General features: G+C 59.8%; 15 protein-coding genes and 9 pseudogenes. 11 read left to right on the top strand and 13 right to left on the bottom strand.

Annotation, left to right across the window (positions count from 1 at the left end; genetic code table 11):
* Positions 1-42: 42 nt before the first annotated feature.
* On the bottom strand, positions 43-1,482 hold the full coding sequence (locus ACP4XC_RS19245; RefSeq protein ID WP_427175167.1) for a sugar transferase: 1,440 nt from the start codon (positions 1,480-1,482) through the stop codon (positions 43-45).
* 447 nt (positions 1,483-1,929) lie between these two features.
* Between ACP4XC_RS19245 and ACP4XC_RS19240 the strand changes: the two genes are divergently transcribed.
* The 7 genes and pseudogenes from ACP4XC_RS19240 (at position 1,930) to ACP4XC_RS19210 (ending at position 11,103) form a co-directional block, all read left to right on the top strand.
* On the top strand, positions 1,930-3,069 hold the full coding sequence (locus ACP4XC_RS19240) for a hypothetical protein (protein ID WP_427172301.1): 1,140 nt from the start codon (positions 1,930-1,932) through the stop codon (positions 3,067-3,069).
* Between the two features lie 97 nt (positions 3,070-3,166).
* Entirely contained in the window at positions 3,167-4,393 is a 1,227-nt protein-coding gene (locus tag ACP4XC_RS19235; protein WP_427172300.1) for a hypothetical protein, read from the top strand.
* Between the two features lie 32 nt (positions 4,394-4,425).
* Positions 4,426-4,998, top strand: a pseudogene (locus tag ACP4XC_RS19230) (glycosyltransferase family 4 protein); the annotation flags it as partial.
* Complete coding sequence (locus ACP4XC_RS19225) at positions 4,999-6,672, top strand: glycosyltransferase family 4 protein (RefSeq protein ID WP_427175166.1); 1,674 nt, start codon at positions 4,999-5,001, stop codon at positions 6,670-6,672.
* On the top strand, positions 6,665-7,546 hold the full coding sequence (locus tag ACP4XC_RS19220) for a glycosyltransferase family 2 protein (protein WP_427172299.1): 882 nt from the start codon (positions 6,665-6,667) through the stop codon (positions 7,544-7,546). Before ACP4XC_RS19225 ends, ACP4XC_RS19220 begins: the two co-directional genes overlap by 8 nt.
* 127 nt (positions 7,547-7,673) lie before the next feature.
* The gene (wecB, locus tag ACP4XC_RS19215) at positions 7,674-8,813 is read left to right on the top strand and encodes a non-hydrolyzing UDP-N-acetylglucosamine 2-epimerase (RefSeq protein WP_427175165.1); all 1,140 of its coding nucleotides are present in this window, start codon (positions 7,674-7,676) and stop codon (positions 8,811-8,813) included.
* An 871-nt stretch (positions 8,814-9,684) separates the two neighbouring features.
* On the top strand, positions 9,685-11,103 hold the full coding sequence (locus ACP4XC_RS19210; RefSeq protein ID WP_427172298.1) for a polysaccharide biosynthesis tyrosine autokinase: 1,419 nt from the start codon (positions 9,685-9,687) through the stop codon (positions 11,101-11,103).
* A 146-nt stretch (positions 11,104-11,249) separates the two neighbouring features.
* Here the strand turns inward: ACP4XC_RS19210 and ACP4XC_RS19205 are convergent.
* The 3 pseudogenes from ACP4XC_RS19205 to ACP4XC_RS19195 form a co-directional block, all read right to left on the bottom strand.
* Positions 11,250-11,504 (bottom strand): annotated as a pseudogene (locus ACP4XC_RS19205) (transposase); the annotation flags it as partial.
* Between the two features lie 38 nt (positions 11,505-11,542).
* Positions 11,543-12,846: pseudogene (locus tag ACP4XC_RS19200) on the bottom strand (ISL3 family transposase).
* Positions 12,847-12,967: 121 nt separating this feature from the next.
* A pseudogene (locus ACP4XC_RS19195) lies at positions 12,968-13,450 on the bottom strand (ISL3 family transposase); the annotation flags it as partial.
* 851 nt (positions 13,451-14,301) lie between these two features.
* Between ACP4XC_RS19195 and ACP4XC_RS19190 the strand changes: the two are divergent.
* Positions 14,302-15,575 (top strand): annotated as a pseudogene (locus tag ACP4XC_RS19190) (IS30 family transposase).
* Positions 15,576-15,878: 303 nt separating this feature from the next.
* Positions 15,879-16,916 (top strand): hypothetical protein, encoded by a 1,038-nt coding sequence (locus ACP4XC_RS19185; RefSeq protein ID WP_427172297.1) that lies wholly within the window; start codon positions 15,879-15,881, stop codon positions 16,914-16,916.
* Here the strand turns inward: ACP4XC_RS19185 and ACP4XC_RS19180 are convergent.
* Positions 16,913-17,889 (bottom strand): annotated as a pseudogene (locus ACP4XC_RS19180) (IS481 family transposase). The gene ACP4XC_RS19185 and the pseudogene ACP4XC_RS19180 overlap by 4 nt on opposite strands.
* 227 nt (positions 17,890-18,116) lie before the next feature.
* On the opposite strand from ACP4XC_RS19180, the pseudogene ACP4XC_RS19175 reads away from it, so the two are divergent.
* Positions 18,117-19,299: pseudogene (locus ACP4XC_RS19175) on the top strand (transposase); the annotation flags it as partial.
* Here ACP4XC_RS19175 and ACP4XC_RS19170 read toward each other — a convergent pair.
* Positions 19,203-19,814: an ISL3 family transposase gene (locus ACP4XC_RS19170; RefSeq protein WP_427175164.1), complete on the bottom strand. Its 612-nt coding sequence runs from the start codon at positions 19,812-19,814 to the stop codon at positions 19,203-19,205. The pseudogene ACP4XC_RS19175 and the gene ACP4XC_RS19170 overlap by 97 nt on opposite strands.
* On the opposite strand from ACP4XC_RS19170, the gene ACP4XC_RS19165 reads away from it, so the two are divergent.
* On the top strand, positions 19,781-20,398 hold the full coding sequence (locus ACP4XC_RS19165; protein ID WP_427172296.1) for a hypothetical protein: 618 nt from the start codon (positions 19,781-19,783) through the stop codon (positions 20,396-20,398). The genes ACP4XC_RS19170 and ACP4XC_RS19165 overlap by 34 nt on opposite strands.
* 9 nt (positions 20,399-20,407) lie before the next feature.
* Here the strand turns inward: ACP4XC_RS19165 and ACP4XC_RS19160 are convergent.
* The 7 genes and pseudogenes from ACP4XC_RS19160 to ACP4XC_RS19130 form a co-directional block, all read right to left on the bottom strand.
* Positions 20,408-20,614: pseudogene (locus tag ACP4XC_RS19160) on the bottom strand (integrase core domain-containing protein); the annotation flags it as partial.
* Between the two features lie 53 nt (positions 20,615-20,667).
* Entirely contained in the window at positions 20,668-20,967 is a 300-nt protein-coding gene (locus ACP4XC_RS19155; protein ID WP_427172295.1) for a DUF6262 family protein, read from the bottom strand.
* Complete coding sequence (locus tag ACP4XC_RS19150; RefSeq protein ID WP_427172294.1) at positions 20,964-22,868, bottom strand: tyrosine-type recombinase/integrase; 1,905 nt, start codon at positions 22,866-22,868, stop codon at positions 20,964-20,966. The genes ACP4XC_RS19155 and ACP4XC_RS19150 overlap by 4 nt, the downstream gene beginning before the upstream one ends.
* Positions 22,834-23,613 carry a tyrosine-type recombinase/integrase gene (locus ACP4XC_RS19145; RefSeq protein WP_427172293.1) on the bottom strand — a complete coding sequence of 260 codons (780 nt, stop codon included), beginning with the start codon at positions 23,611-23,613 and terminating at the stop codon, positions 22,834-22,836. Before ACP4XC_RS19145 ends, ACP4XC_RS19150 begins: the two co-directional genes overlap by 35 nt.
* Before the next feature lie 55 nt (positions 23,614-23,668).
* A complete protein-coding gene (locus tag ACP4XC_RS19140; protein ID WP_427172292.1) occupies positions 23,669-23,920 on the bottom strand; it encodes a site-specific integrase in 252 nt (83 codons plus the stop codon).
* A 241-nt stretch (positions 23,921-24,161) separates the two neighbouring features.
* Positions 24,162-24,591 (bottom strand): annotated as a pseudogene (locus ACP4XC_RS19135) (transposase); the annotation flags it as partial.
* Between the two features lie 172 nt (positions 24,592-24,763).
* The gene (locus ACP4XC_RS19130) at positions 24,764-25,228 is read right to left on the bottom strand and encodes an Lrp/AsnC family transcriptional regulator (protein ID WP_427172291.1); all 465 of its coding nucleotides are present in this window, start codon (positions 25,226-25,228) and stop codon (positions 24,764-24,766) included.
* Positions 25,229-25,367 lie beyond the last annotated feature (139 nt).

The following is a 25,367-nucleotide window of genomic DNA, read 5'->3' as shown; positions in this document are numbered from 1 at the left end:
GGCACACTATAATGAGGCATCGGGCAATAAAATGAGCTTCCACTACACAGCCCCGGTACCAGAAAAGACAGCCTTGAACGTCTTGAAAAGAATCACCAAGTCGCCCATAAGAGACCAGTTCTCCACATAGTAGAGGTCCAACCGAATACTCTCTTCCCAGCTGAGATTTGAGCGGCCGCTAACCTGCCACAGACCGCTCATACCCGGACTCACATAGAGTCGGCGATGCGCTGCGTCGTCGTAGAGAGCTACCTCCGCATCTCTTTGTGGGCGCGGTCCCACGAGACTCATACTCCCTCCCAGTACATTGAACAACTGCGGCAATTCGTCTAGAGAGAATTTGCGTAATATTTGGCCAACGCCTGTAATTCGGGGATCGTTATGGATTTTGAAAAGAGGTTTGTCTATCGAGCCCTGAGCCTCCAGCAGCCTAGCTAGTTCCTCGTCGGCGTTTCTCTTCATCGAGCGGAACTTGCGCATTCTGAAGACCCTACCTCGGAGACCGACACGCTCTTGACTGTAGAAAAGAGGACCGGGGCTGGTGGTCTTGATCAATATGGAAACTATGAGGAAGACCGGTGCTAGGGCCAGGAGGAGCGTTCCTGCTGTTGCGACGTCGAATGTACGCTTGGCCAGTTTCTTTCCACCGGTTAGTTTTGGCGTAGACACATGAATCAGCGGCAAACCGGCGACAGGCTGCGTATGGATACGTGGGCCCGCAATGTCGGTCAGGGCGGGCGCTAGAATCATGCCAATGTCGCGGGCGGCCAACTCCCAACCCATGCGGCGGAGGTCCGTTGGAGGCAGTTCTGCTCCCGCCGAAATCGCGACTGTGTCAACCTCGGAGGACAGTATAGCCGCGAGAATCGACTCAAAGTCGGACTGTATGCCGGCGACTGGAACCGATACACGAGAGAGGTGGAGCTCCTCAACCGAGGCGCCTGGAAGGTAGACTAATACAGGAATGTACCCTGCCGCAGGGGCGCTTCTCAGAGAACGAACCAAATGGGCGGTGGACTCCGGACTCCCTATGATCAGCAGCCTCGAACTGCTGCGACCTTGCTTCCGCTCTAGAGCCAAGTGTTGCCGAACTAGCCAACGAGCAGCCAAGAGACCAAGTACTCCAGCAGGTAGGGCCAACCCCACGAAACCTCTTGCGGTGTCAATCCTTAAACTATAAGAAACAATAGCGACTGAGGCGAAAAGCCACATCGACACTGTCAGCAGCCGCTTGTATTCATCCGCGCCACTACCAAGGACGTTGGGCGCTCGGCTGCCCCATGCTCCCAACATCAACCACCATGCTCCGGCGAGGATCGCAGCCAAAACGGCATATGCTGTTTCCTCACTTCGCGGAACCGATACTTCCCTAGGGCCAAATCGCACGAAATAGGCGCCGGCGACAGCCCAACAGACCACAAATCCGTCGAGTACGGCTAGGCGCCCTGCGTATCTTCTTCGCCACTGTCTGTCAGCCGGCATCCTGTCCCCCCCTGGCGCCATCGTGACGCCATTCAGAATAATAGCTTGAACTTTCCCCTCCCCCTGCCAAATTGCTGAGAGGTGTCGGCGCGCATCAACGGTGGTTTGTAGGGCAGCGTTCCTAATGCCAGCGGAACCTACCTCGAGATCCACGTTCCCGAGCTCTGCTCCGAGGGGAAAGCCAGTGCCTCGGCTGTGAGATGATACCCACTGGTGTTCGAGAGGTACCGAGTTTCCGAGGTTAGGAATCTGGTCCAAGTGATCTGACCGGACTGTCGATAACACGCAAGAAAGCAGCTTGCAATCAGTGGAAGCCTGTTGGAAGGGGGAACTTTGTATTCGATCGTGGCGATGCTCCTCGTCTTCATCCGAGATCGTCGTGTCAACCCCGGCGCTCTTCTTATCGCACAGTTACTGCTACCGACAATCGGATTCTATATTCTCCAAATGGAGAATGGCGAAGTGCGAAATGGTTGGCTTGTCTTAGCTGCTCCCGTGTTTGTTGCCGCGGGCATGATGCTTGGGCCGCGGCGAAAGCCCGAGGTCGATTCAACAATTTGCGATCCTGTTTTCCCTCGGTTCTTAATCCATTCATTCTGGATACTATTAGTTCTTGCGGCGCTTCACTTTGCCATCGGCGGAATACCGGTTTTAAGTGCAAATGTCGAAACGGACCGATTCAACCTGGGCGGCAGCGGGTTGGGAGGTTTTCCGAGCCGAGCCGTTCTTTATGCTATCCCTGCAGTTGCATTGCTGAGTTTGTCGACCGTCAGAGCAGCCACCAAACGGCAGACGATTGCTATCTGGATGCTATACGTCCTCACTCAGTTGGGGCTGGGTTTCAAGGGTGCAGTCCTTGAGATCATTGTTCTTGCGGGGATCGGATACTTGATCAGAGTAGCAAGACCTAGATTTAAGCACATGGCAATTTTGATCGTGGGTCTTGTCGGTGCCTTTATATATGTGGATGTGGTTCGCTCGCTATATGCAACGACAGCAGGAGGAGGACCTGGCGGCCTTCAGTACATATGGGATCGCTCGACCACGCAAGCTATCGAATCGGGATATCTCGCGCTGTGGAATTCACCAGACTTCTCCGGCGGTCTATCGGCGTTCTGGCATGATCTACAAACATTACTAATGCGTTATGCTGGAGCGGCAAATGATGGCGACTACACATTTGACATGTTGATGTCCTCGATCGTGACTGGGACTCCGCTTGGGGCTGGAATGTTCATCGTGCCCGTGACGGTGGGCGGGACAGTATATCTAATGTTTAGTCTGGCGACGCCTGTGGTGATTGCTGTACTTGGTGCGATTGGCTGGACTTGGTCCTGGGCTGTTGCCGGCCTGCGGTGCAACCCGACCTTATTCCGGGGGACGTTCGCCGCGGTGTTCATCATCGGACTTCGAATGTTTCTACTAAACGGCAACGGAGCGTATCTAGTGATCAATCTGATGTTCGTCGTTGTACTACTCTGGATCTGTGCACTGCCATCCTGGCTCATCAGCCGGAAACGCCGTTTAGGAACGGCCATCGAAATGGACCCTCGGACTAGCACGACAACCAGGCCTGCACTTGGTTAGGGGCGTCCAGCCTCCGGCCGACTCCGCGAAAGTTCTTGAACGGACGCCAGCGAGGCGCGGGGTTCTCCTAGATTTTGTCCTTTACCAAAGCGGAACATTGAGTGTCGTAATCACGACGGTGCTTATCTGGCCGTTTTTGGGCAGAATCCTCAACCAAAGCCTGCTTGGTGAGCTCTCGCTTCATTTTGCCATCGCCAGCATCCTGGCACCTGCGTTATGCCTCGGAGCACATCTATATTTAGCGAACAGGATGGCTTCCGGGAGGGAAATCGGAATCGCAGTTGAGGCGCGAACTGCGGTCACACTTACGACCGCGCTGTACGCTTTTTCATTATTAATGACTACTAGTTCATTTATATTTGAATTCTCGAACGTCCTCATGTCAATCGGATTATCTGCGGCGGTGTCTGCGTATTTAGTAACGTCAGGGGTTATGCGTGGAATAGACAGGCCGCGATCCTTCGCATTTTTCGCCTTCTCCGTTCAAGTAATCGGGTTAGCCGGACTCGGATTGGCCGCGGCGGCAACGGAAGAGCTGCGGACAGGCATACTTGCATATGATTTGATGATTGGAATTCCTGTTGCCGCACAGTATCTTCTACTGAGGCATCAGTTGATCGCGGTCAGGTGGCGGAGCATAACTACGACACTAGTTAAGTCGGCAAGCTTGGTGCCGCACTTGGTTCTCGCGGTTGCGTTGCTTATGATGATGCGGGTTTTGGTCTCCATTCAACTTGGCAATCAAGCCGCTGCGAACTACACATTTGCGTCATTGATAATTGGGGGATCGCTTACTGTCGGGGCTTCGCTAGATGCGCATTGGTCGGTAAGAGCCCAAGCCTCGAAGACAGTTCATTCTTTGTCCAGTGTCCTCTCGCGTAACCAGCATAGAATTCAGATTATTCTTCTTGCGGCGTCGGCTGGAGTGGCGCTGTTCCTGTTTTTCGGTTTAGATTTGTGGTTGCCGGCTGGCTACGACAGCGCAGGGGTCAGAGTCGCTGTAATTTGTGCGATTCCCGCGGCTTCGCTACAAGCCCTTGCTGATGGGCGGGCAGCGGTGTTGATGTGGACGAACAGCCCAGCCCTGGTTTCCCTGTCGACATCTTTGGGGACATTGGTAACGGTAGCGCTAGCGTATTTTCTTCTGCCTAGCTATGGCTGGCCCGTGATTGGTATTGCCCTTACGGGGGGACTATTGGTGCGTACGATAATTGCCACTTTGAGTACCCGACTCGTTTGCGCTGATAGTCGAGTTGGCGCACTTAATTATGTGATTCTATTCGTCCAGTTCATCTTCGCCTCGACGCTATTCGCGATCGCGTAGCGGGTCCGTCCAAGTTTATTACAGGAGCATAAATGAAAATATTGATGATCTCCAACAACTATGTTGACAGGACGCGCGGTGGCGTGGAGATGCATGTCTATAATCTCGCTCATGCGTTGGTACGTGATGGACATCAAGTTCAAGTCGCCAGAACGACTCCCGGCCCGAGCATTTACGAATCGGGGGAGACGGTGCCGTTATTGACTGTGCTGGGTCATCAACGCGAATCGAAACGCGGAGTCAGCCGGCGTGTTCAGAAGATCCGAATGCTGAGATTCGCGGCAAACTTTCTCGGGAGAGTTCGGACAGCAGTTCGAGCTGGGCTAATTCTTCGATCGGACGCTGAATTTCTGAAGTCCTTCGACGTAATTCATCATCATGATTTCATCACTAGTGTAATTATTTCGAGAATTGTAAAACCGCTAGGCCTCACCCAAGTGTGGACTAATCACTTGGGCGAGTTCCTGATGATAAGGCGACTACCAGTCGTAGGAAGTCTATTAACTCGCCTCATGACACGGTCGTTCGCGGGAGGGGTGGGCCCTTCCGCGGAACTGTCGGACCAGTCCACAGTTTCTTGCCCCATTGAGTATGTTTCAAACGGAGTGAACACCGATTTGTTCGTTCCACTCACTCTTGATGGCAAACACGCCAGAAGGCAGAGCCTAGGCTGGAACACCGACCGCACCATAGCCATTGTTCCAAGGCGTTGGGCTCCCACTAAGGGCGTAATATTTGCGGCTCAGGCAATGTCCTCGCCTCAGTGGCCGGCGAACTGTGACGTCGTGTTTGCCGGCGCAGGTGAATCTGATTTCCCTGAATATAGTGCCCAAATCAGACGAGTTCTCGATGCTAGCCCCGTTGGATATCGAATTATTGATTCTCTCTCCATGGAGAGTATGGCCCTGGCCATCCAAGGAGCTGATTTTTGCATTATCCCTTCCTTGATGGAAGCAACGAGTCTGTCGGCGCTAGAAGCGATGTCCGCAGGCCTTCCCGTTGTAGCCACGACAGTGGGAGGACTGCCGGAAATCATAGATGAAGGCGTCAATGGGTATCTCGTACCACCGATGGACCCAGACGCGATAGCTGTGAGTTCTGCTGCAGTTTGTAGTCTCACTCCGGCTGAGCGGTATGCGCTTGGTCAGACTTCCCGTGAACGGATTTCGACTGCCTACTCTTGGGGGGGGCGTTGCGCTGCAGATGATGAGTGTGTACACGAAGGCAATGGCATGAGGATCGCTTATGTTTCTCATGTTGACAGCAGATGGATCAAACAGCGGCCTCACTTCATAGCCGAGTCGATGCAGCGTGACTCCCACAAGGTTACCTACGTATGCTCAGGCCTGGTGAGGGGAGAATTTCTCGTGAGGACCCAAGATCTTTCAGTCCCAGTGGTCCGCATCCCTCTGCTTCCCCAAAGGTTCCGGGGGCGTCTGAGGGCTTTGGACCCTGTCACCTCTGCAATATCTGCATTCATTATCCTCCTGCGAATTAGACCCCACGCTGTGGTCTTCACTCACTCGCGGCACTTCAGGCTGGCTCGACATGTTCGCCGCATGGGAGTCCGAGTCTTCTACGATTGCATGGACCTAAACGGTTTGTTCTCTGATGCGACGACCACGGAGAAGTCCGACGAACGTGATCTTGTGACTTTTTCCGAGCGCACGTTCTGTTCGAGTGAACGTATCGCAGATCACATTAGGGCCCTTCTTCCTGGGGCGCCGGTTGACATCATTTCAAACGCGCTGAACCCTGGAGCGTTTGAGGGACTGCAAGCTCAGGCACAACCGTTCGTTTCTAATACCATAGGATATGTTGGGGCGATTTCGACTTGGTTTGATTTCGATACCATCTTAGCCTTGGTGAATGCGAGGCCCAATTTATCAGTGCGTTTGTGGGGACCTTGCGACGTCGCCATACCGGCGCATGACCGAATTGAACACATGGGGATCGTTTCTCATGAATTGGCAATCAAGGCGATGCAGTCGTGTTCACTCTTACTTTTGCCATTCAGGGTTACAGATTTGATCAGGGCAGTCGACCCTGTAAAGGTGTATGAGTACGTGGCTACTGGTAGGCCGGTCGTTACCTGTGACTATCCACAGTTGCAACACTTCGGAAACCTCATCAATCGATATAGATCGAGTTCAGAGCTTATAGAAATAGTTGATACCCTCCTAGATTCTCCATCGCTGAGTAGGATGGATGTTTCCGAGTTCATTTCATCCAACTCTTGGGCCATTCGGGCGGAAAAGATGCTTAAAACAATTGAATAGTACAGTTGCGGCTGTAGTTGTCGCCTTTAAGAATGGCAACGATCTTGCTGAATGTTATATTCGTCTCTGTGCTATTGCTGAGATTAGGCATATCGTGATTGTAGATAATTCCTATTGGGAGGTAGGATCTTGCCTCACCTACGCTGGCATCAATGCAATTGATGTGCGGACTATCCATGCTGTTCCGGATGGTAATCTCGGATACGCGGGGGGCAACAACTTCGGAATTGATGTGGCGAAACGGGCGGGTGCGGAGTGTGTGTTAGTCTGCAATCCTGACGTTCTAATAGAAGCGGAAACCGTCACGAGCCTGCTTTCTGAAATGGAAACTAGATCGCTGGATCTTATTTCCCCCCGTCTATTGGAAAACGATCCGATAGGCGGCGTAACGCTTCTTAGTAATCCTGGCTGGGACGCGTATTTGGGTAAGGGCGTAATTGATATACCGGCATCACGTTTCGCGTCACGATATATTCCCACGTTTTATGGGGCCTGTTTTCTGGCCACGACCAGACTCTGGGATCATCTCGGCGGATTGAGCGAAGATTTTTTTCTCTACGGCGAAGAAATCGATTATACTATGCGAATTAATCGATCGAGTTTTCGATGGGCAGTCTCGGAGTGTAGCGTTGTTGCGCACGCCAGGGGATCGAGTATATCTCCCGGACGGAATGGCAAATCTTTGGTGGCTTTTTTCCATGCAGCCCGGTCGGCCGTTATAGTTGGTCGAAAATATTGGCCAGCGGCGGTTGTTTGGTGGACGGCTGTCCGTCTCGTCTTTGCTGGATATTTGGCGTTGCGGCGGCGCCCTTCGGAATCGCGAGCCGTGGTACGTGGCTTGATGCAGGGCGTCAGATCCCCTCTCACCAGTTAGTCACGTTTCTTCGCCGATTTGCTGGACCTCTCGATCATTTCTTCGGAAATTCTATGAAGCGGTGCAGCACTGTTTTATAGTGACAGTTGTCAAATATTTTGTAGACACGAGAATCGCAAGGAAAACTATGCCTTTGATAATGCCAATTTTTGGGACCCGGCCCGAAGCGATCAAGATGGCTCCGATCGTACAGGCACTGAAATCTTCCGATATGGACTGTTTTGTAACTGTAACCGGACAGCACAGGGATATGCTTGACCAGGTCAACGACCTGTTTGGTGTCGTGCCCGATGCTGATCTAAATATACTTCAGCCACGACAGAGCCTCAGTTCTATTTTGGTTAGGACTATTGACGGCCTAGACCGACTATTTGCCTCGAATATGCCAGACGCAGTGTTGGTGCAGGGCGACACAACAACGTCGACCGCCGGTGCTATTGCCGCATTCTATCGCGGCATACCCGTGGTTCATGTTGAGGCTGGCTTGAGGAGTGGAGACATTTTTTCTCCCTTCCCGGAAGAGGCTAACCGCAAGATTACGTCGCAAGTGGCAAGCCTACATCTGGCCCCGACTGCAATGAGCAAGGCAAATCTGCTTAAGGAGAACGTGGCTGCGGCAGACATTGTTGTGACTGGAAACACTGTTATTGATGCTCTTCTGACAACGGTTTCCAAGCCGGTTTCCTTCAGTGATCCTAGGCTTGAAGAAGTGGCTGAGGCTGGCAAGAAGGTGCTCTTGGTAACTACGCACCGTCGAGAGAACCAGGGAGAGACTATGCGTGGAATTGGCCGAGCACTCGCTCGAATTGCGGATGCGGAAGGGGACCTCACGATCGTGCTCCCTATCCACAAGAATCCAGCAGTACGGGAAGCGGTTCTTCCGGCGCTGACCGGGAAGTCAAACGTTATTGTGACGGAACCCCTTGCCTACGGGGAATTCACGCGTCTGCTCGCTATTTCAGCTGTTGTCCTCACTGATTCGGGAGGCGTTCAGGAAGAGGCCCCTAGCCTAGGGAAGCCAGTACTTGTCATGCGTGAAAACACTGAACGGCCGGAAGCTGTCGATGCGGGGACAGTACGGCTTATCGGGACTGCTGAGCAGCGGATTGTTGATGAGGTCTTGCTTCTACTTCGAGACGAGGTGCTATATAAGACCATGGCCAATGCGGTGAATCCCTACGGCGATGGCATGGCCGCGAGCCGTTCAATTGCCGGCATCGCACAGATGCTCGGAGTAGGATCTCGGTTGACTGATTTTGAAGCCTAGTTCGTTATCCGCTCTGTGACGGTTTGATAGTCTTCGACCTCGGCGACGGTCCACGGTCCACCGGTCTTGATCTCGGTGTTCCAGGCGCGCTAGCCCTGTGGTTTCATGGCGGCTCACCGCGGTTCCTGGTGAATTCCAGTGTGCGGTGGATGGTCAGACCGCTGTTCTGGCGGCGCTTCTGAGCATAATGCGGTTCGTGTAGTTCCGGCTATCGACGAATCCCCGGCCTGTCCGTTCAGGTGCTCGATGGCGGTGTTGTTCGCTTCCACTTTCGCCGTTGTTGCACCGGTGACAATAAGTGGCTCGTCACGGTTCTTGGGGAAATGGACTCCCGGATGAGAGTCATGCCGCCGTCCGGAGGGCACTTCTCATGAGAATAACCGATTCTTAATTGCCGGGGTTTTCGGTAGCCCCGGGCGGTTTGCTTGGTCGCAACCAATTCAAAGAGGCCCTGACCTCTTCCAGCCACACCACGCCGCAGCGAAACTCGTCGAAGACCGCGTGGGTCTATTGGATGGTTTTCTACCCGTGTCAGCGATCTCGGTGATGGTACGTTTTCTGGCGGGTCCATGCGCACTGTCACGGGCATATGCCGCTGGGCCAGGATCACCGGGGCCGTGTCCCTCGCGGAGACGATGCACAACAGGGCATTCAGGCCGCGGACCCGGAGCATTTATAACTGGAGCCCTGCTTGGAGTAGCCATGGACCTCGACGATCTTGTCGCCCGCAGTTCTGCCAGGCCCGCCCGGCCATTTCTTGCCAGAGGCGAACGCGTCCCAGGCTGTATCGACGGGTAGGATTGGCGGGGGCGGCAAGCCTCCCTCCAAATATACGTTTTATCGGCAGCCATCAAATACAAGGGGACATAGCTTGGACCTGCAAGAATACCTGCGCCTTCTGCGCCGCAACTGGATTCTAGTTACGGCCTCGATGTTATTAGGCCTCCTTGGAGGAGGTGTCGCGTCAGTCATGGTCCAGCCAACTTATACTTCGGAGACGCAGCTTTTCGTCGCCACCCAAAGTTCCGGTTCGGTGACGGAATTGCAGCAGGGAAACAGCTTCAGTCAAGCTAGAGTTCAGTCGTATGTGAAAACCGTCGCAAGTCCTTTGGTTCTGCAACCTGCCATTGACGCGTTGGGGCTCGGCTCCACTGCGGCTGAGTTGTCGAAGCGTGTTACGGCGTCCACAGACTTGAACACGGTGCTCATTAATATCGCTGTCTCCGATAAATCGCCCGTTCAAGCTGCGGCGATAGCGCAGGCAGTGGCAGACAGCCTAATTCGGACCGTGGATTCGCTAGAGAAGCCCAAGTCCGGTGGTGCTTCACCTGTGAGCCTGTCCATCGTTAAACCAGCCGTCGCCCCGACAGAGCCTTCGGGCCCAAACACTCGACTGAATTTGGTTGGTGGGCTTCTGGCAGGGTTAGTCCTGGGCGCCGGAGGCGCGCTTTTGCGTTCGACATTAGACACGAGAATACGTGGAGAAGCAGACGTACGCCAGATCACGGATGTATCTGTCCTGGGGGGCATTGCGTTCGACCGGGACGCAACTAAAAATCCACTACTGACGCAGGCTGCACCGCAAAGTCCGCGAGCTGAGTCGTTTCGACAGCTTAGGACAAATTTGCAGTTTGCAAACGTGTCTGCGCACGCAAAAACCGTCTTGGTAACCTCGTCTATCCCCGGGGAGGGTAAGAGCACTACCGCCACAAACCTTGCGATTGCACTTGCTCAGTCCGGACAAGTCGTGTGCCTCGTGGATGCTGACTTGCGACGACCGATGGTGAGCGAGTACCTGGGCCTTGACCGGAGTGTGGGTCTGACGACCGCACTAGTGGGGGACACTGATGTGGCTGAGGCGCTGCAGCACTGGGGTGAGGACCAACTATATGTTCTGACCTCGGGCATGATCCCCCCAAACCCCAGCGAGCTTCTTGGCTCTCAGGAAATGCGGAGTCTCATCGAGCGTCTGGAAGATTCTTTCGATTCAGTTGTCATAGACGCGCCGCCGCTGATACCCGTTACTGATGCTGCGGTCCTGGCACAGCATGTCGGCGGAGTCATCATGGTCGCGGGAGCGCAGACTGTCCGACGGCACGAATTGCAGAAGTCGCTCAACGCGCTTAATTTAGTTGGCGCGACAGTGCTTGGGGTGGTACTCAATAGGGTTCCAACCAAGGGAGCTGACGCGTACTCCTACTCCTATGCTTCGTACGCGTCTGTCGAAGCAGGAACGAGTTGGGCCACAGTCGGTGACCTCGGGGAGGAGCCGCCCCGCCGGCGGGCATGAGTCTGGATCGGGTGGATTCAACCAAATGTGGATCCGGGCTGCCCCGGCTTTTGGGGCCCTTCGCAGATGAGCGTGGTTAGGTCGGCCAGAACGTACCGCCGCCGCGCCGGACGTTTTCGGTTCGGCGTGGTGTGGCGGGAAAGAGGTCAGGGCCTCTTTGAATTGGTTGCGACCAAGCAACCAAGACCCAAAAGGGCCCATCGTATTTGAGGGTGTAGCCGGGGTTTGAATCCGCCGGTCTCTAGGAGTGACCGGGCGACTTAGTTGGCAAGGTTCCGGAAGCCGAGGGCGGAGCCGCGGAGGTGTTCGAGTCTGCCGTTGAGTGCTTCAGTGGGACCGTTGCTGGTGCCGGGCCGGTCGAAGTAAGCGAGCACGTCCGCTGCCCGGCGTTTCAGGGCTCTTCACGGTTCGTGGTGAAGGTTCTGCCGTGATGGGTGGGTCATGCCGCCGTTCTGGCGGCACTGCGCAACAGGATACGCGTCTTGTAGTTGCGTGCGTTGGTGGATCCCCGGCCAGTCCTTTTGATGTGCTTGATCGCGGCGTTATTGGCTTCCACCTTCGTCGTTGTCGCGCCGGTGACAACGAGGACTTAGATCTCTTTCCACCACCGGCAGACCGTGCGCCAGAGCCGGCTGGTTTCCGGCTGGGCAGCCTGTTCGACCAGGGCTTGCAGGCGGTCTTTCGCGGCGGCCGCGGCGGCCGCGGCGGCCAGGGACCCGGTGGCCAGCAGCGCGCGAAGCTGCTCTTTGACCAGCCAGGCGGCCTGGAGTTTCCCGGTGGCATCGTCGGTGGCGAACACGGTGCTGAGCCTGTCCCGGGCCCGGTCCGAGAGTGTGTCACCGCGCGGAGGAGCAGGCGCCGGTGGGCCCAGACCGGCTCCATGGAGGGGCCCCGCCGGCCGTGGACCTGCTGGGTGAGCCGTTGCCGGACTTCGGTGAGCATGTCGTTGCCGAGCTTGACCAGGCGGAACGCGTCGACCGAGACGGCGGTGCGCGGCAGCCACATCCGCAGGGCCTTGCGGAACGCCGCTGACGGGTCGATCGCGACAACCTGCACGCCCAGACGCCACTCGAGCGGACGGGCGAAGAGCCAGTCTCCGACGCCCTCACTGTCACGGCCGTCCACGATGCCCAGGACCTGGCCGGTGTCCAGATCGACAATGGTGGTTATCCATGGTTCATAGCGTTTCCAGGCCTTGGTGGCCGGGTCGCGGAAGAACCGCACGGACCGGTAGTGGTGTTCATCAATGCCGAGCATCCGCGGGGCGAGTGCGTCAACATCGGGAAGCGTCAGTGCTGCGGAGTCCAGTGCCCGCTGGACTAGCCACCAGGAGACACCGAACGAAAAGGCGGCCCCCGCCCCCGCCGCCGCCCTTCCCTATCCGATCACGGTGGCAACCAAAGCGTCACGGAGCCGGCGAGTGGATCGTGCCCGGCGCGGGACTTGGGCGGTTTCCTCGGTGAATGTCCTGCGTGGGCAAAGGAACTCATCGCAGAAGAACCTCCGCTTGGCCCAGACCACTTCGACCGCTCCGGCGACGGGGATGTCACGCAGCCGTTGTGGCCAGCGGGAATGAACCCGCGCGCAGATGACCCCGCAGGACGGGCAGCCCGCCTCGGGGGTAGCCACGATGTGGATCCGTCGCTGCCCGAAGGCGAGGATCTCGGTGTCTGTGACGCGGTAGTCGGCCAGGTTGAAAATGGCGGTGGCAGCATCGGGGGCCTGGGAAGTAGGCTCGATCAAGGCTCGTAGCTCCTGACTCTTGATGAATGCGTAGAGAACATCCATCACGGCAGGGCTACGAGCCCTCCAGCTTTCAAGACTCGGAACCGGTTTCCGGTTTCACCATCAACCACGAAGAGCCGACAAACTTGTCCCCGCGCCGGGTGTGCCGCACAACATGCTCATCAACGCCGATCACGGCCACCCCGTTGAACCGGCCCGGGTCCTCGATCAACGCCCGCTTGCCCCGGCAAGGATCGCGCTGTTCGCGGTGTGCAAGGACACGCCCAGGCCTTCCGCGACGCGGGCGACGGTCAAATGCTGACACACGATGCCCTCCAGCGCCCAACGAAGCCCGCGACGGGAGATCTTCGCCCGGGGCTGAGCCGCTTTGGAGATGTCGTGCCGCCACTCCCAACCGCACCCGGTGCACTTGTACCCGCGGACCCTCACCAGCAGCGTCGTCGGCCGCCAGCCCAGCGGTTCGTGCGCGAGAGCCCGCGTGACCGTGCCGCGGGCGATGCCCTGCCCACCACACGAACGGCACCTCTACCGCACGGCCCGGGGCGAGACGCTGCCCGGCAGCTTCCAGCCCAAGCTCATCAAGCCGGCAGAACCTAGTCAGGTCAGGAGGCGCGAAGGTAGCGTGGTGGGATACGTCGAGGTCTTTCGGATGGGCAGTGTAGGAACTTCCATCACCGGAAGACCTCGGCCCCTACCCAGCCACCGACGCGCCCACCCCCGCTACACCCTCATTGACGATGAGTGTCAATGGCCATCAGTTTCTGCCCACCGGCGGCCAGTGAATGTGCCCGCTGGGCGAGTTCTAGTGAGCGTTGCAACACCCCCGAATAATCGGGAGTCGCAACACCCATGGAATCACCATCAGAAAATAGTCTCCGCTTAAGGGAAAAATCTCCTTTACCGGAAGAACCGGCGCCTTGGTCTGGGGCTGCCGTGAAGCGTCAGCAGCAGTCTCATACCCGTGCGCAAAGACAGGATTTCCTGTCCGCCGTGGCGCGGTTGGGAACCGTCGCGGAGGCGGCTCAGGAGCTCGGCGTCAATAGGAGTACCTGCCAGAAGTGGGCGAACGCTGCCGGGATCAGGCCGCAGCGCCAGTACAGCCAGGCGGACAAGGACCACTTCTATGCCGTTCTGGACAGGACCGGCACCATCACTGCGGCGGCCCAGGAGCTGGGATTGAACATCAGCACCGCGCATAACTGGGCCGGCAAGGTCAATCCTGCCGCGAGAAAACCACGGGCCACGAGGACTGTGAAGCCTGTTCCGGCGCAGCGCCACCCGACGGCGGTGATTGAGGAGTTTCTGGGTCTGTTGCGCGAAGTCGGCAACGTGAGCGCGGCAGCCCGGCAACTGGGCCTGAACCACTCCACCTGCCACAACTGGGCCAAGGCCGCCGGTCTGGTCTCCGTCGGTACGCGAGGCTCATCGGCGAAGCAGATTCACTACCTGCGCCTGCGCCGGGAAGGAACCGGCCGGAGGGACGCCGCCCTCGCCGTCGGCGCCAGCAAACAGAGCTCCTACGTGTGGGACCGGCAACAGGCTGCAAGGGACACGGCCGCGGCCCAAGGTCAAGCAGCTGATCTGCCGTATAAACAGGAAGTGAGAACTACATTCGCGGAACCGCCGGCCCCTGCAGCGGCACCAGAGCGGACGGCAGCGGCAGCGCCGGAGCTGCCAGCCTCAGCGACGGAGCCAGCACCCGCCGCGGTGGCGCTGGAAGCTCTGGAGCAGCCCATCAGCGCCCGCTACCTTTCCTTGCAGGAGCGGGAGAGGATCGCGGATCTGCGCTCCCACGGGACCTCCATGCGGGCGATCGGCAGGGCGCTGGGCCGGTCCGTGGGCACCATCAGCCGGGAGATCAAGCGCAACAGCCACCCGGTGCTTGGTTACCGGCCTTACGGTGCTCACCGGGCTGCCACGGCGGCCCGTGCACGGCAGAAGGACAGTAAGCTGGCAGAACCCGGGGAACTGCACGACTACGTGAAGACCAAGCTCCTCACCCGCTGGTCCCCGGAACAGATCTCGAAGGCGCTGATCAAGGACTTCCCCGATGACGAGCAGATGCGCGTGAGCCCCGAAACGATCTACCAGGCCCTGTACTTTCAGGCCCGCGGCGGACTCAAACGCGAGGTCAAAGAGGCCCTGCGCAGCGGCCGGACCCGCCGCAAGCAGCACAGGAAGCCCGAGGAACGCACCAGCCGTTTCCGGGATCCGATGATCAACATTTCCGAACGCCCCGCCGAGGTCGAAGACCGCGCCGTCCCAGGCCATTGGGAGGGGGATTTGGTGACCGGAGCCTACAACCAGTCGGCGATCGCCACCCTGGTCGAACGCACCACCCGCTACGTGATGTTGGTGCACCTGCCGGTGGACCATACCGCCGAATCGGTCCGCGACGGGCTGATCAAGACCATGGCCACCCTGCCGGCGCACCTGCGCGGATCCCTGACCTGGGACCAGGGCGCCGAAATGGCCAAACACAAGGCCTTCAGCCTGGCCACGGACATGGACGTCTACTTCTGCGACCCCGCCAGCCCCTGGCAGCGCGGATCCAACGAGAACGCCAACGGGCTGCTGCGCCAATACTTCCCGAAAGGCACGGACCTGAACGCCTACGGGCCAGAGGACCTCGAGCACGTCGCCCAGGAACTCAACGCCCGACCACGCAAGACACTGGACTGGGACACCCAGCCGAGCGTCTACGTGATTTACTGATAGCCAGCTAAGCGCGGGTGTTGCAACGACCCCTAGAATTCAAGGGTAGCGGCCTCAAGCCGCCGGGCGACACCAAACCCCCACTGTCTCGGCACTGCACGCGTTGTTGCGTTATTGATATCTGAACAGATTGGAAATTTGCAGTGACAAGGACACCGGACCGACGATCAATTCTCCTCGGCGCCACCGTAGCCCTCGCCGCCTGCTCGCCCGATCAAGTCGAGGCCAGCCGGGTCTCCGTGCCTGCCCGTGTAGTTACCGCTAGCGATATGATCGGAGGCGCGGACTGCACGACTGCCCTGCAAGGATTCTTTATGGAGGCCCAGACCAAGGGTATTCCCTTGATGATTCCTCGTTCAGCCAACGGCCTAGCCTACAAATCTTACGCAAGTCTTCAGGCATGGACTGGCGCAAGGCTCATCGGCCACGGGGCTGTGATAGATTTTCAGACCGATCACTCAGCGACAGGATGCGGGTTGTTCCTTGGTGCCCCCGGAGGTGGGCCGGAGGTATCTGACGTGCAAATGCACGGCGTCAAAGTGATCAGCTCCAATGCGACAGGGCGCAATAGCGTGTATGGCCTGATCAGCATCTTTAACAGCTCGGACGTTCTCTTAGAGGACTGCTGGGTGGGTAGTTCATCACCCGGTAGCGGGGGGGAAGGATGTGGAATCTTCAGCCTAAACTCGACAGATCTCAGAATTGTACGGCCACAGTTGCAGAACACCCTCGCGGACGGCATTCATCTGTCCCGTGCCACATTGCGCGTCGTCGTGGATCATCCCATAGTGATCGGGGCGCAGGACGACGGCGTTTCAGTTGTCTCTGTGAAGCAGGACGCCACAGGCCCAATCTACGGCCCCTGCCAATACATCGAAATCCTTCAGCCAGTCGTCCGAAACTCAACTGTGCTAGGTAATGGCGTTGCACTGATCGGAGCCCAAGACTGCACAGTCATTGGTGGGAATGTTGACACTGTTCCGGACTCCGGCCTCGTAATTGGGGAGGCGAACTACGGAGGCCTCATCAAACCTGCCCGGAACACAGTGATCGGGCTGGGCATTAGAAATGCTGCTTCTGTGTCAGGTTGCCTGCGAGTGGGGCACGCGACCGATACCGTTCTCACGGGAATCAATGCAACGGGAGGATTTGGCGGGGTATCCGTTGTGGGCAGCACGGACACGATTATAAGTGGCAGCCGCATTTCCAGCGTAGGAACATCTCAGTTTGGCGTTTACGACGACGCTACGTCTATACGGACACTCGTTACGGGATCGAACCTGACCGGCAACACATCTGGTCCTTACCTATTCCAAGGGATCAGATCTATTCAGTCGGGGAATATCACCTAGTTGTAATTCCCACGGACGTTGTGAACGCGGCTGATGGGGGTTTTGCCTCCGATGCCGGTATGGGTCCTGTGGTGATTGTAGTGGTGTAGCCAGCTCTGGTAAGTGGTGGCGCGTTCAGCCTCTGAAGCGTAGGGGCGGGCGTAGGCCCATTCGGTGGCGAGGGTTCGGTTGAAGCGTTCAACCTTGCCGTTAGTCTGTGGCCGGTAGGGGCGGGTTCTGCGGTGTTTTACGTGCGGGCCCAGGGCGGCTGCGAAGGCCCGGGAGCGGTAGCACGATCCGTTGTCGGTCAGCACGGCCCTGAGGATGATTCCGTGGGCGGCGAAGAATGCGACGGCACGGAGCCAGAAGGCGGATGCGCTCTCTTTCGTCTCGTCGTTGAGGATTTCGGAGTACGTCAGCCGTGAGTGATCATCGACGGCGTGGTGCAGATAGGCGTACCCGGTCCCAGCACGGCGGTTCCGCCGACCCTTGGCTCGGCCGAGTGCGCGGTGGCCGCCGCCGTTGGGGATGCGGCCGAGCTTCTTGATGTCCACGTGGATCAAGTCCCCAGGGTTCTCGTGTTCGTAGCGTTGTGGTACGGGCTTGCGCACGGGCAGGCCGGTACCACGGTCCAGACAGGCGAGCCGGGGCATCCGGTACCGGATGAGGACCTTGCCGACTGTGGAACGGGCCAGGTGCAGGTGGGCCGCGATGCGGTGGGGACCCCACCGGCGGCTGAACCGCAGCGCCACGATCCGCCGCTCAGTCCGGGCACAGGTGCGGTTCGGGCTCCGGCGCGGCCGCGAGGGCGCGTCCGCCATGCCGGCCTCGCCGCAGGCGCGGTACCGGTCCGTCCATTTCTTCGCCGTCGCCGGTGAGCATTGGAAGCGTTCCGCTGCCCGGCGCAGGGTCCAGCCTTCCTCGAGGACCAGGAGGGCGAGTTTCCCCCTTGCCTTGGGGTGAGGTCGGCGTTGGCATGGGTAACGTAAGACACGAGGGCCTCCTGGGCGTCGAGATGAGTGTGGTAACCCAAATCGATACCGGAGGCCCTCGCCCTTTACATCACGCCACGCTGTTCACAACGTCCGTGGGAATTACACCTAGTCCGGGGTTTTCATGGCGGGTCGTCGGGATGGCGTGGTAATCAGGGAAGGGTGCTCTGAACTGGGAAAATAGTGGTTGTCGAGACTGTTATTTGCCGAGCGAGGGAGCACCCTTTCGATGCAGAAGTCTACCGCCGTTTTTCCGTCCCTGCCAGTTAGTTTCACCGGCCGGTCGCTGATCTCCCACGCCGGCATTTCGGTTCTCACCGGCTTCATGGATGCGCTGGGTTTCGGCAGTTTGTGCGAGGACAGGCTTGGCCAGTTCGTTCCTTCCGGCGCGAAGCACCGGCCTGGCCGGTTGGTTGTTTCCCTGGCGTCGAACGCGACCGTCTCCCGGTTTTTCGAACGCACCGTCGCAAACCCGGAGCTGTTCGGCTACGGATTTGAAACCCTCACCCGGGAACTGCGCACCCGAACCTGGAACGCCGCCGGGCACCGGAACCCGGCGCTGGCCGCGACGGCTGCGGATCCGCTGATCATCGACATCGACGCGACGTTCGTGACTTCGCACTCCGATAAGGAAAACGTCGCCGGAACCTACAAGGGCGGTTACGGGTTCGCCCCCTTTATCGCCAGCGTCGATTACGGCGCCGGCAACGGTTCCGCGGAAATCCTCGCCGCCGTGCTGCGGCCCGGCAACGCGGGAGCGAACAGCGCCGAGGACCACATCCGGGTCTTCCACGCCGCCGCTGCCCAACTGCCCGAGGGGTTCTTCAACGAGGCAGGGTCTCTGGCTGGGGAGAAGGTCCTGGTCCGCACCGACAGTGCCGGGGCCTCACGGAAATTCCTCTGGCACCTGCACAGTCTGGGCGTGCAGTTCTCCACCAGCTACACCCTCCCGTTCGGTTAGGCGCACATGATCGACGGGATCAGCGACAAGGAGAACTGGCAGCCGGCCGTGGACCAGGCCGGAAACGACCGGTCCGACGCGTGGGTCCATCAACGTCACCGACGTCATCCCGCTCACCGATTACCCGCCGGGCACCATATCGTTCCTGCGCGCCGAGCCGCTGCATCCCGGCGCGCAGCCGACCCTGCTCGATGTTGACGGGCACCGGATCACCGCGTTCCTGACCAACTCCCCGCGCTGGCACGGACCCTTCCTTGATGCCCGACACCGAGCCCGCGGCCGGTGCGAGAACAGGATCAAAACCCTCGAAAACACCGGCCTGGGCAAACTGCCGTTCTTCGATTTCGCTGCAAATCAGGCTTGGGTCAACATCGCCGCCCTCACCTTCAACGTGGTCTTCTGGATCCAGCTCGCCGCCCTCCCGGACGGCCACCGGGCCAAGGCCTGGGACAATTGTTTGAGTGTCCGGCCGAGGCGGGCGACTTCCGGGATCGGCCAGGCCGGGAACGACGCGATGACCTCGGTTACGTTTCCTGCCGTGTTCCGGCCTTGCGTGGTAGATGGTGCGGAGCTTCTGGTAGCACTGCCAGGCCAGCGTGACTTCGTGGTCCGGATCCCCGCGGGTGAGTTTCGCGTCAAGGCGGCCTGCCTGCTTGTCGGTGAGGTTTTCGGCGCCGACCTGCAGGTTCCTGCGGATGCCGTAGAGCGGGCCTCCTTGCGGCCCCGGTGCCCGAGAGTGTCCTGCTGGACCCTGCGGCGGACCTCGTCGACCATGGCTGAGCCGAGCTTCACGACATGGAACGCGTCAAGGACGGTGATGGCTTCGGGCAGCTCGTCGCGTATCGCGTTGACGTAGCCGCGGAAGGGATCCAGCGCCGCGGTCTTGATGCCGGCGGTGAAGCCGGTGCCGCGGTCTTTGAGCCAGTCGGCGTATGCCTTCGCGGACCGTCCCGGAACGAGGTCCAGCAGACGGGCGGGACCACACCCTGGGCGTCACGGGTGTGGGCCACGATCCCGGTGACCATCCCCGTGCCTGGCGGGCCGATATGAGCCCAGACATGTTCGTCGACGCCCAGCGCATCCACACCCTTCAACCGGCCGGCGGCGCCGATCCGCCGTCCGGCCTCTGCCCTGATCCCGTGCCAGACCGTGTGCCAGGAGACGCCAACCTGGTGGGCCAGAGCGGAAACCGAGGTGTCGAAGCGCTGCAAAGCGTCGGTCGCACAGGCCACGGCGCGGGCGGTGAGTTTTGCCCGTGGCCCGGCCAGCGGGTGCTCCTCGGTGAACGTTGTCCGGTGGCAGTCCGGGTCCGGGCCACGCCAGACACGCTTGGCCTACAGCAACCGCACCGGCCTGCCGAAACACGGAACGTCATGGAGCCGGACCTGGCGTCGGCCGTGCCCGACCGCAACGACGCCGCAATCAGGACAACCCGTGAGGTCGCCACCGGTTTCGATGCCCAGGAGCAGGCCGGCCCGGCTGTCGTGACGAAGCGGACGTGGATGCCATCGACACCGAGCTGCTACGGTGATTTCGGACAGCGGAATTAGCGGATTCTTCTACGCTGCCAAGGCTGGCTGTTGATGCCCATAGTGGACTTCGTTGGGCCGCCGGCAGCCGAGCGCGGAGTGACGGCGCCGGCTGTTGTAAAACCCCTCGATGTAGCGGATGACGTCGCTCCGTGCTTGTGATTTGGTCGGGTAAACAGTCCGGTACACACGCTCGTTTTTCAGGGCGGAGAAGAACGATTCGGCCATGCTGTTGTCCCGCCATTATCCGGCTAATGTGCCCGGATGTCGGCGATTAGCCGGTTAAGGATTTAGCCTTCTCGGGAGGCCAGTTTCCGGAGTTGCTCTTCGTGGCGCCGGACCCTTTCGGCCAGTGTCTCGACCGCGGCGCGGAGCGTGGCGATCTCGTCGGTGAGGCCGGCGAGGGTGCCGCCGGTCGCTGCGCGGTGGCGGTTGTTCTCGATGGTGGCCCGGATTATGGGGTCCCGGTAGAGAGTGGTGCGGCCCAGGCCGGTGTGGGCGGCCACGGCGGTGAATGTCACTGCCTGTCCATTCCGGAGGAGATCGGCGCAGGCGCGTTCGACGCTGTTGAGGGTGCTCGTGTTGGTCATCCTGCGGTGGCCTCGTTGATCAGGGTGTCGAGTCGGGTGATGAGCTGTTTGTGTCGGTCGGCTTCGGCGATCCAACCTCGTTGTTCGGCGTCGCGGGCGAGTGCGTCGGCATCTACGCGTTGGGCGGCAAGGATCGGTAGTGAGCTGGGCTCGGCGTGGAAGCTGGGGCAGTGCTCACAGATATTTGCGTAGGGGCAGGCGCCCTGGGCCGGTGCCCGCAGGCAGAATCCACCGGCCATGCGCGACTTCAGCAGCGGGGTGTCTTTCCAATCCTTTCCGCCGGTGATGTCTCTGAGCGGCAGACTGGTCCGGCCGCTGAGGGGTGTGAGGGCCTGTTGTTTGGCCAGATCAAGGGCCCGTTCGTACTCGGTGCGCACGGTGGCATCGAACAGCCGTCCGTAGCGCAGGCTCATCTCGGCTGACATGTGCCCGAGGAGCGCCATCAGTGCCTGCAGGGAGACGCCGGCGTTGACCAGGGCGGTGGCGTAGGTGTGGCGAAGCTGGTGCGGGGTGATGTGTTCGAGCCCGGCGGCGCCGGCGGCGCGGTCGAGTTCGGCGCGGACCGCGCTTTGCGCGAGCCGCCGTCCGTGGTGGGTGAACAGGAACTGGGCCGGGCGGCGGTAGCGGGGGTGCGGCAGCGGCCGCCCCGGTGATCTGATGTCGGCTATGTGGTCGATCAGGTCCAGGATCTCCTCATCGAGGGGGACCATCCGCTCGGTGTCCAGCTTGCCGAGGGGGACCTTGAGCCAACTGCCGTGGCCGGGGACTTCGTGGACGCAGTCCAGTTCAAGGTCGAGCAGTTCCCCGATCCGCAGCCCGCAGGAACGTTGCAGCCGCAGGGCGGCCGCGGCCAACTCGTTTCCCGGGGACTTGGTCAGGGCCTGGGTGAGGCGCCGGTCGACGTCAACGGGCAGATAACGAGGCAGCGTTTGCGGGAGCCTGGGGATGTCCTCGCGGAAGAGAAGCTTGCGCCGTGGCGCTTCGGGCCAGTCCCACTCGGTGATGTCGGTCAGGAAGCCCATCAGCGCGAGCACCCGCCGGGACCGGTCGGCCGCGGTGACGGTCTCCCCGTTCTTGGAGTTCACGGCGTCGACCATGCTGGTGAGGTAGGGCTCGATGTGTTTGGTTCGTTCGAGGGCGGCGACCGATTCCAGATCTGGGTCGAGGACGGCCAGGAACACGCCGAAGTGCTTGAGCCGGGTCGCGATCGTTGAGACGGTCTTCGGCTGGCAGGTCGCGCGTTTGCGGTCCAGGTAGGAGATCATCGTCGCCCGGATCGGCGGCTGAACCTGTGCCAGCCGCTCGGCGAAAGGGACCGGGCCGCCGCCGCGGGGCAGCCCATCGAGGACTCCAAGGTGGAACAGCACCCGCTGGGCATTGCTGACCGCCGACAGGTAGTGGCCGTGGCCCTTACCGGTGCGTTCCTGCCTGTCCTGGCAGGCTGCGGTGAATTCGGCCAGATCAGCCAGGGTGAGCTGTTCCAGGCGCCGGCCGGTTTGGATTAGCAGCCGGACCGGCACCTGGGAGCCGGTGGCGAACCGGACCCGGTCGGTGAATCCCAAGTCAGCGGCCGCAGTCATGAACCGGTCGAGGTCGACCGTCAGGGGTGAGTCTTTGACCTCGCGCCAGATACTGGAGAGCTTGCGTTCCAGCAAGTAGTCATAGCCCGGCCGCAGACCTTGGTGCAGCATCAGGAAAGTGATGATCGGCCGGGTAGCAGCCCCGGCAGACAGGCGCACCTGCAGCGGCTCGGCCGCCCACTCCTGCGGGTCCGGCCACCGCTGGAAGAATGTCCTGGCAGCCGATGAGTAGGCGGTGTTACCCCGCCCGGTCCGCCGCAAGTACTCCAGATACGCGGCGTGCGGGTCACTGCTGGGAACGGATGCGATCGCGAGCGGCATCGAACTCTGCTTTCACGTGGGCCGGAGCCAGATGGATATAGCGGGCAGTGGTGTCGACGTGGGCGTGGCCGAGCAAGGCCTGCATCACCGCCAGATCGACGCCCGCCTCGGCCAGTGCGGTCCCGAACGTATGCCGTAATGCGTGCGGGTGGCCGCCAACGATTCCCGTCACGCCGCGGTGATACCGGAAGACCGTACGCAGCCCGGCCGCTGTCAACGGTTGGCCCCGGTTCGGACCTTTAGCCACGAGAAACAGGCGGCCACTTACCGATTCGGGCCGCTCGGCCAGCAGATACACCTGGATGACGGAAGCCACGTCCACGTCAAGCGGCACCCGTCGTTCCCGCTGTCCCTTGCCGACCACCTGCAGCCAGCGGCCGCCGATGTCGACGTCCGCGACGTCCAGGGCCAGCACCTCGGCCGAACGCAACCCGCAGTAGAGCATCAAGCCAGCGATCGCCCGGTCCCGCCACGTGCGGAAACTCCCCAGCAGCTCAGCCGCATCGGACTGGGGCAACGCCGTAGGCAGCCGGCGGGGCTCCCGCAGCCGAAGCGGAGAACGGCTCTTCTGCCGCCGGACCGTGTGCGCCAGCATCCCACTGCGCTCACCGGGGGCAAGCCAACGGGCCTCCCGGCCCCTGGGAACCGGGTTCTTCATCTCCGGATCCCGCATCGAGGCAAAGGCGAACAGGCCCGAGATCGCGGCCAGCCTTCGGTTGATGGTCGTCGCGGCGTACTGATCCAATCGGCGGCCCGACAACCTGATCACATTCGGCCCGACCCTGCCCGGGACTTTTGCCTCATGGCAGGCCCGCAGAAACCCCCAGCAGCACTTCCGTGCCCACCTCCGGCAGTGGCTGCCCGGTGGTCAGAAGCCACCGGCAGAACGCCAGAAGGTCATACCCGTAGGAACGCACCGTCCTCGGCGAGTAGTTCCGGTCCGCCAGATAGGCAAGGTATTCATCCACGAGCCTGAACTGCGGCGCATCCTGCCCGGCCAATGCCCAGCCGCCGTCACGTTCCTCAAGCCGCAGATCGCCATCGCTGCTCATGAAAAACAGATGTACCAGAAGTGATCCAGATCACCGGGAAAGGTAGGTGAAATGGCGTGTCGCTGAGCTGCAGAAACGAACGCATTAGCCGGTTAAGAGGGACACGCCGGCGCGTCCCATCGAGGAGCGCATACCGAGGCTGGCCACCAGGGCCCTGAAATCGCTTGAGGTGTAGACGCTGCCCCGGTCGGAGTGCCAGATCGCGGACTGCTCGATCCGGGTTGTAGCGGCGGTATTCTTGAGCGGTGGCCGATTGGGGACGGGTGGCCCAGTGATAGAAACCGGAGGTCGAGACGGCCAACCAGCGGCACATGTTCACCACCGAATTCAGGTTGGCGGGCTCAGCTTTTTGGGAATCGATGAATTCGTACTTGCTCACTACCGCCGCTGTTCCCGTGCGAAGTAAGCGCTGGCTTTTTCAGGAAGGCCGTCCCTGCCCGCAGCTCTTGAACTTCACGCTCAAGTTCCTTCAGCCGGGCCCGTTCCGACACCGTCAGATCCACCTCCGTGCCGCCGTTGGCCTCGCGGTACTTGGCCAGCCAGTTGCGGAGCGTCTCGGGGCCGACACCGTACGCGGTGGCCACGTCCTTGATCGGCTTGGACGTGTTGATTACTTCGCGGCACAGCTCGTCCTTGAACTCCGGGGTAAATCTTTTGCGTGATGCGGTCATTCTGATCCCTACTTTCGGTTGACCCCCATTTGAAGAGGGCCCACTGTCCGAAATCTCCGCCGCAGCTCAGAAAGATGAAGATAGAACGGGCGGAGTGGTGAATCCGAGGGTCTGATACCGGGTGGCAGCGTTCACGGGCTTTCTTGGGAAGCGGCCGCGCTGCGGCCTTGCATCATCGCGTATCCACGTCCTCGAACACCAAAAACGTCTGCGTATCCAGCACCCCGGGCATGGACTGCAGCTGATCAAAAATCACCCTGCGCAAGTCAATATTGTCCACGGCCCGCACAAGCAATATGACGTCAAAGTCGCCGCCCACCAAGGCAATGTGGTGCACCTCCGGGATGGCCCTCAGCAGTTCGCGCAGTTCCCGCCAGGAATGCTGCCGCACTTTCAGGGTCACGTAAGCCGACGATTTGAGCCCGGCCTTAATAGGGTCAACGAGTGCGGTGAACTTCGTCAGGACTCCCTCGCCGGTCAGCCGCGCGATCCTCGTATAGGCGTGCGCCCTGGAAATGTGGACGTTCTCCGCCACCTGCGTCACGGACATCCGGCCGTCCCTGGTGAGCTCCGCAATGATGTTGCGGTCCACGTCGTCCAGCGGCACCGCCACCTGCTCCGCGTCTGCTTCTGCCATTCGTCCACAACTCCCGCCCGTAACGCAGCTCACACTTACGATTCGTCTTCCAGAATAGGCGCAAAATCTCAACATCTCCACGATTTCGGCCGGGACTGGATACGAAAGTTCCCTTGGGATGATACTGGGAACGAATAGT

This window comes from Arthrobacter sp. 92 (genome assembly GCF_050260325.1).
GTDB lineage: Bacteria > Actinomycetota > Actinomycetes > Actinomycetales > Micrococcaceae > Arthrobacter.
The sequence above is the reverse complement of the archived record's forward strand: the minus strand, read 5'-3'. Positions and strand labels throughout refer to the sequence as shown.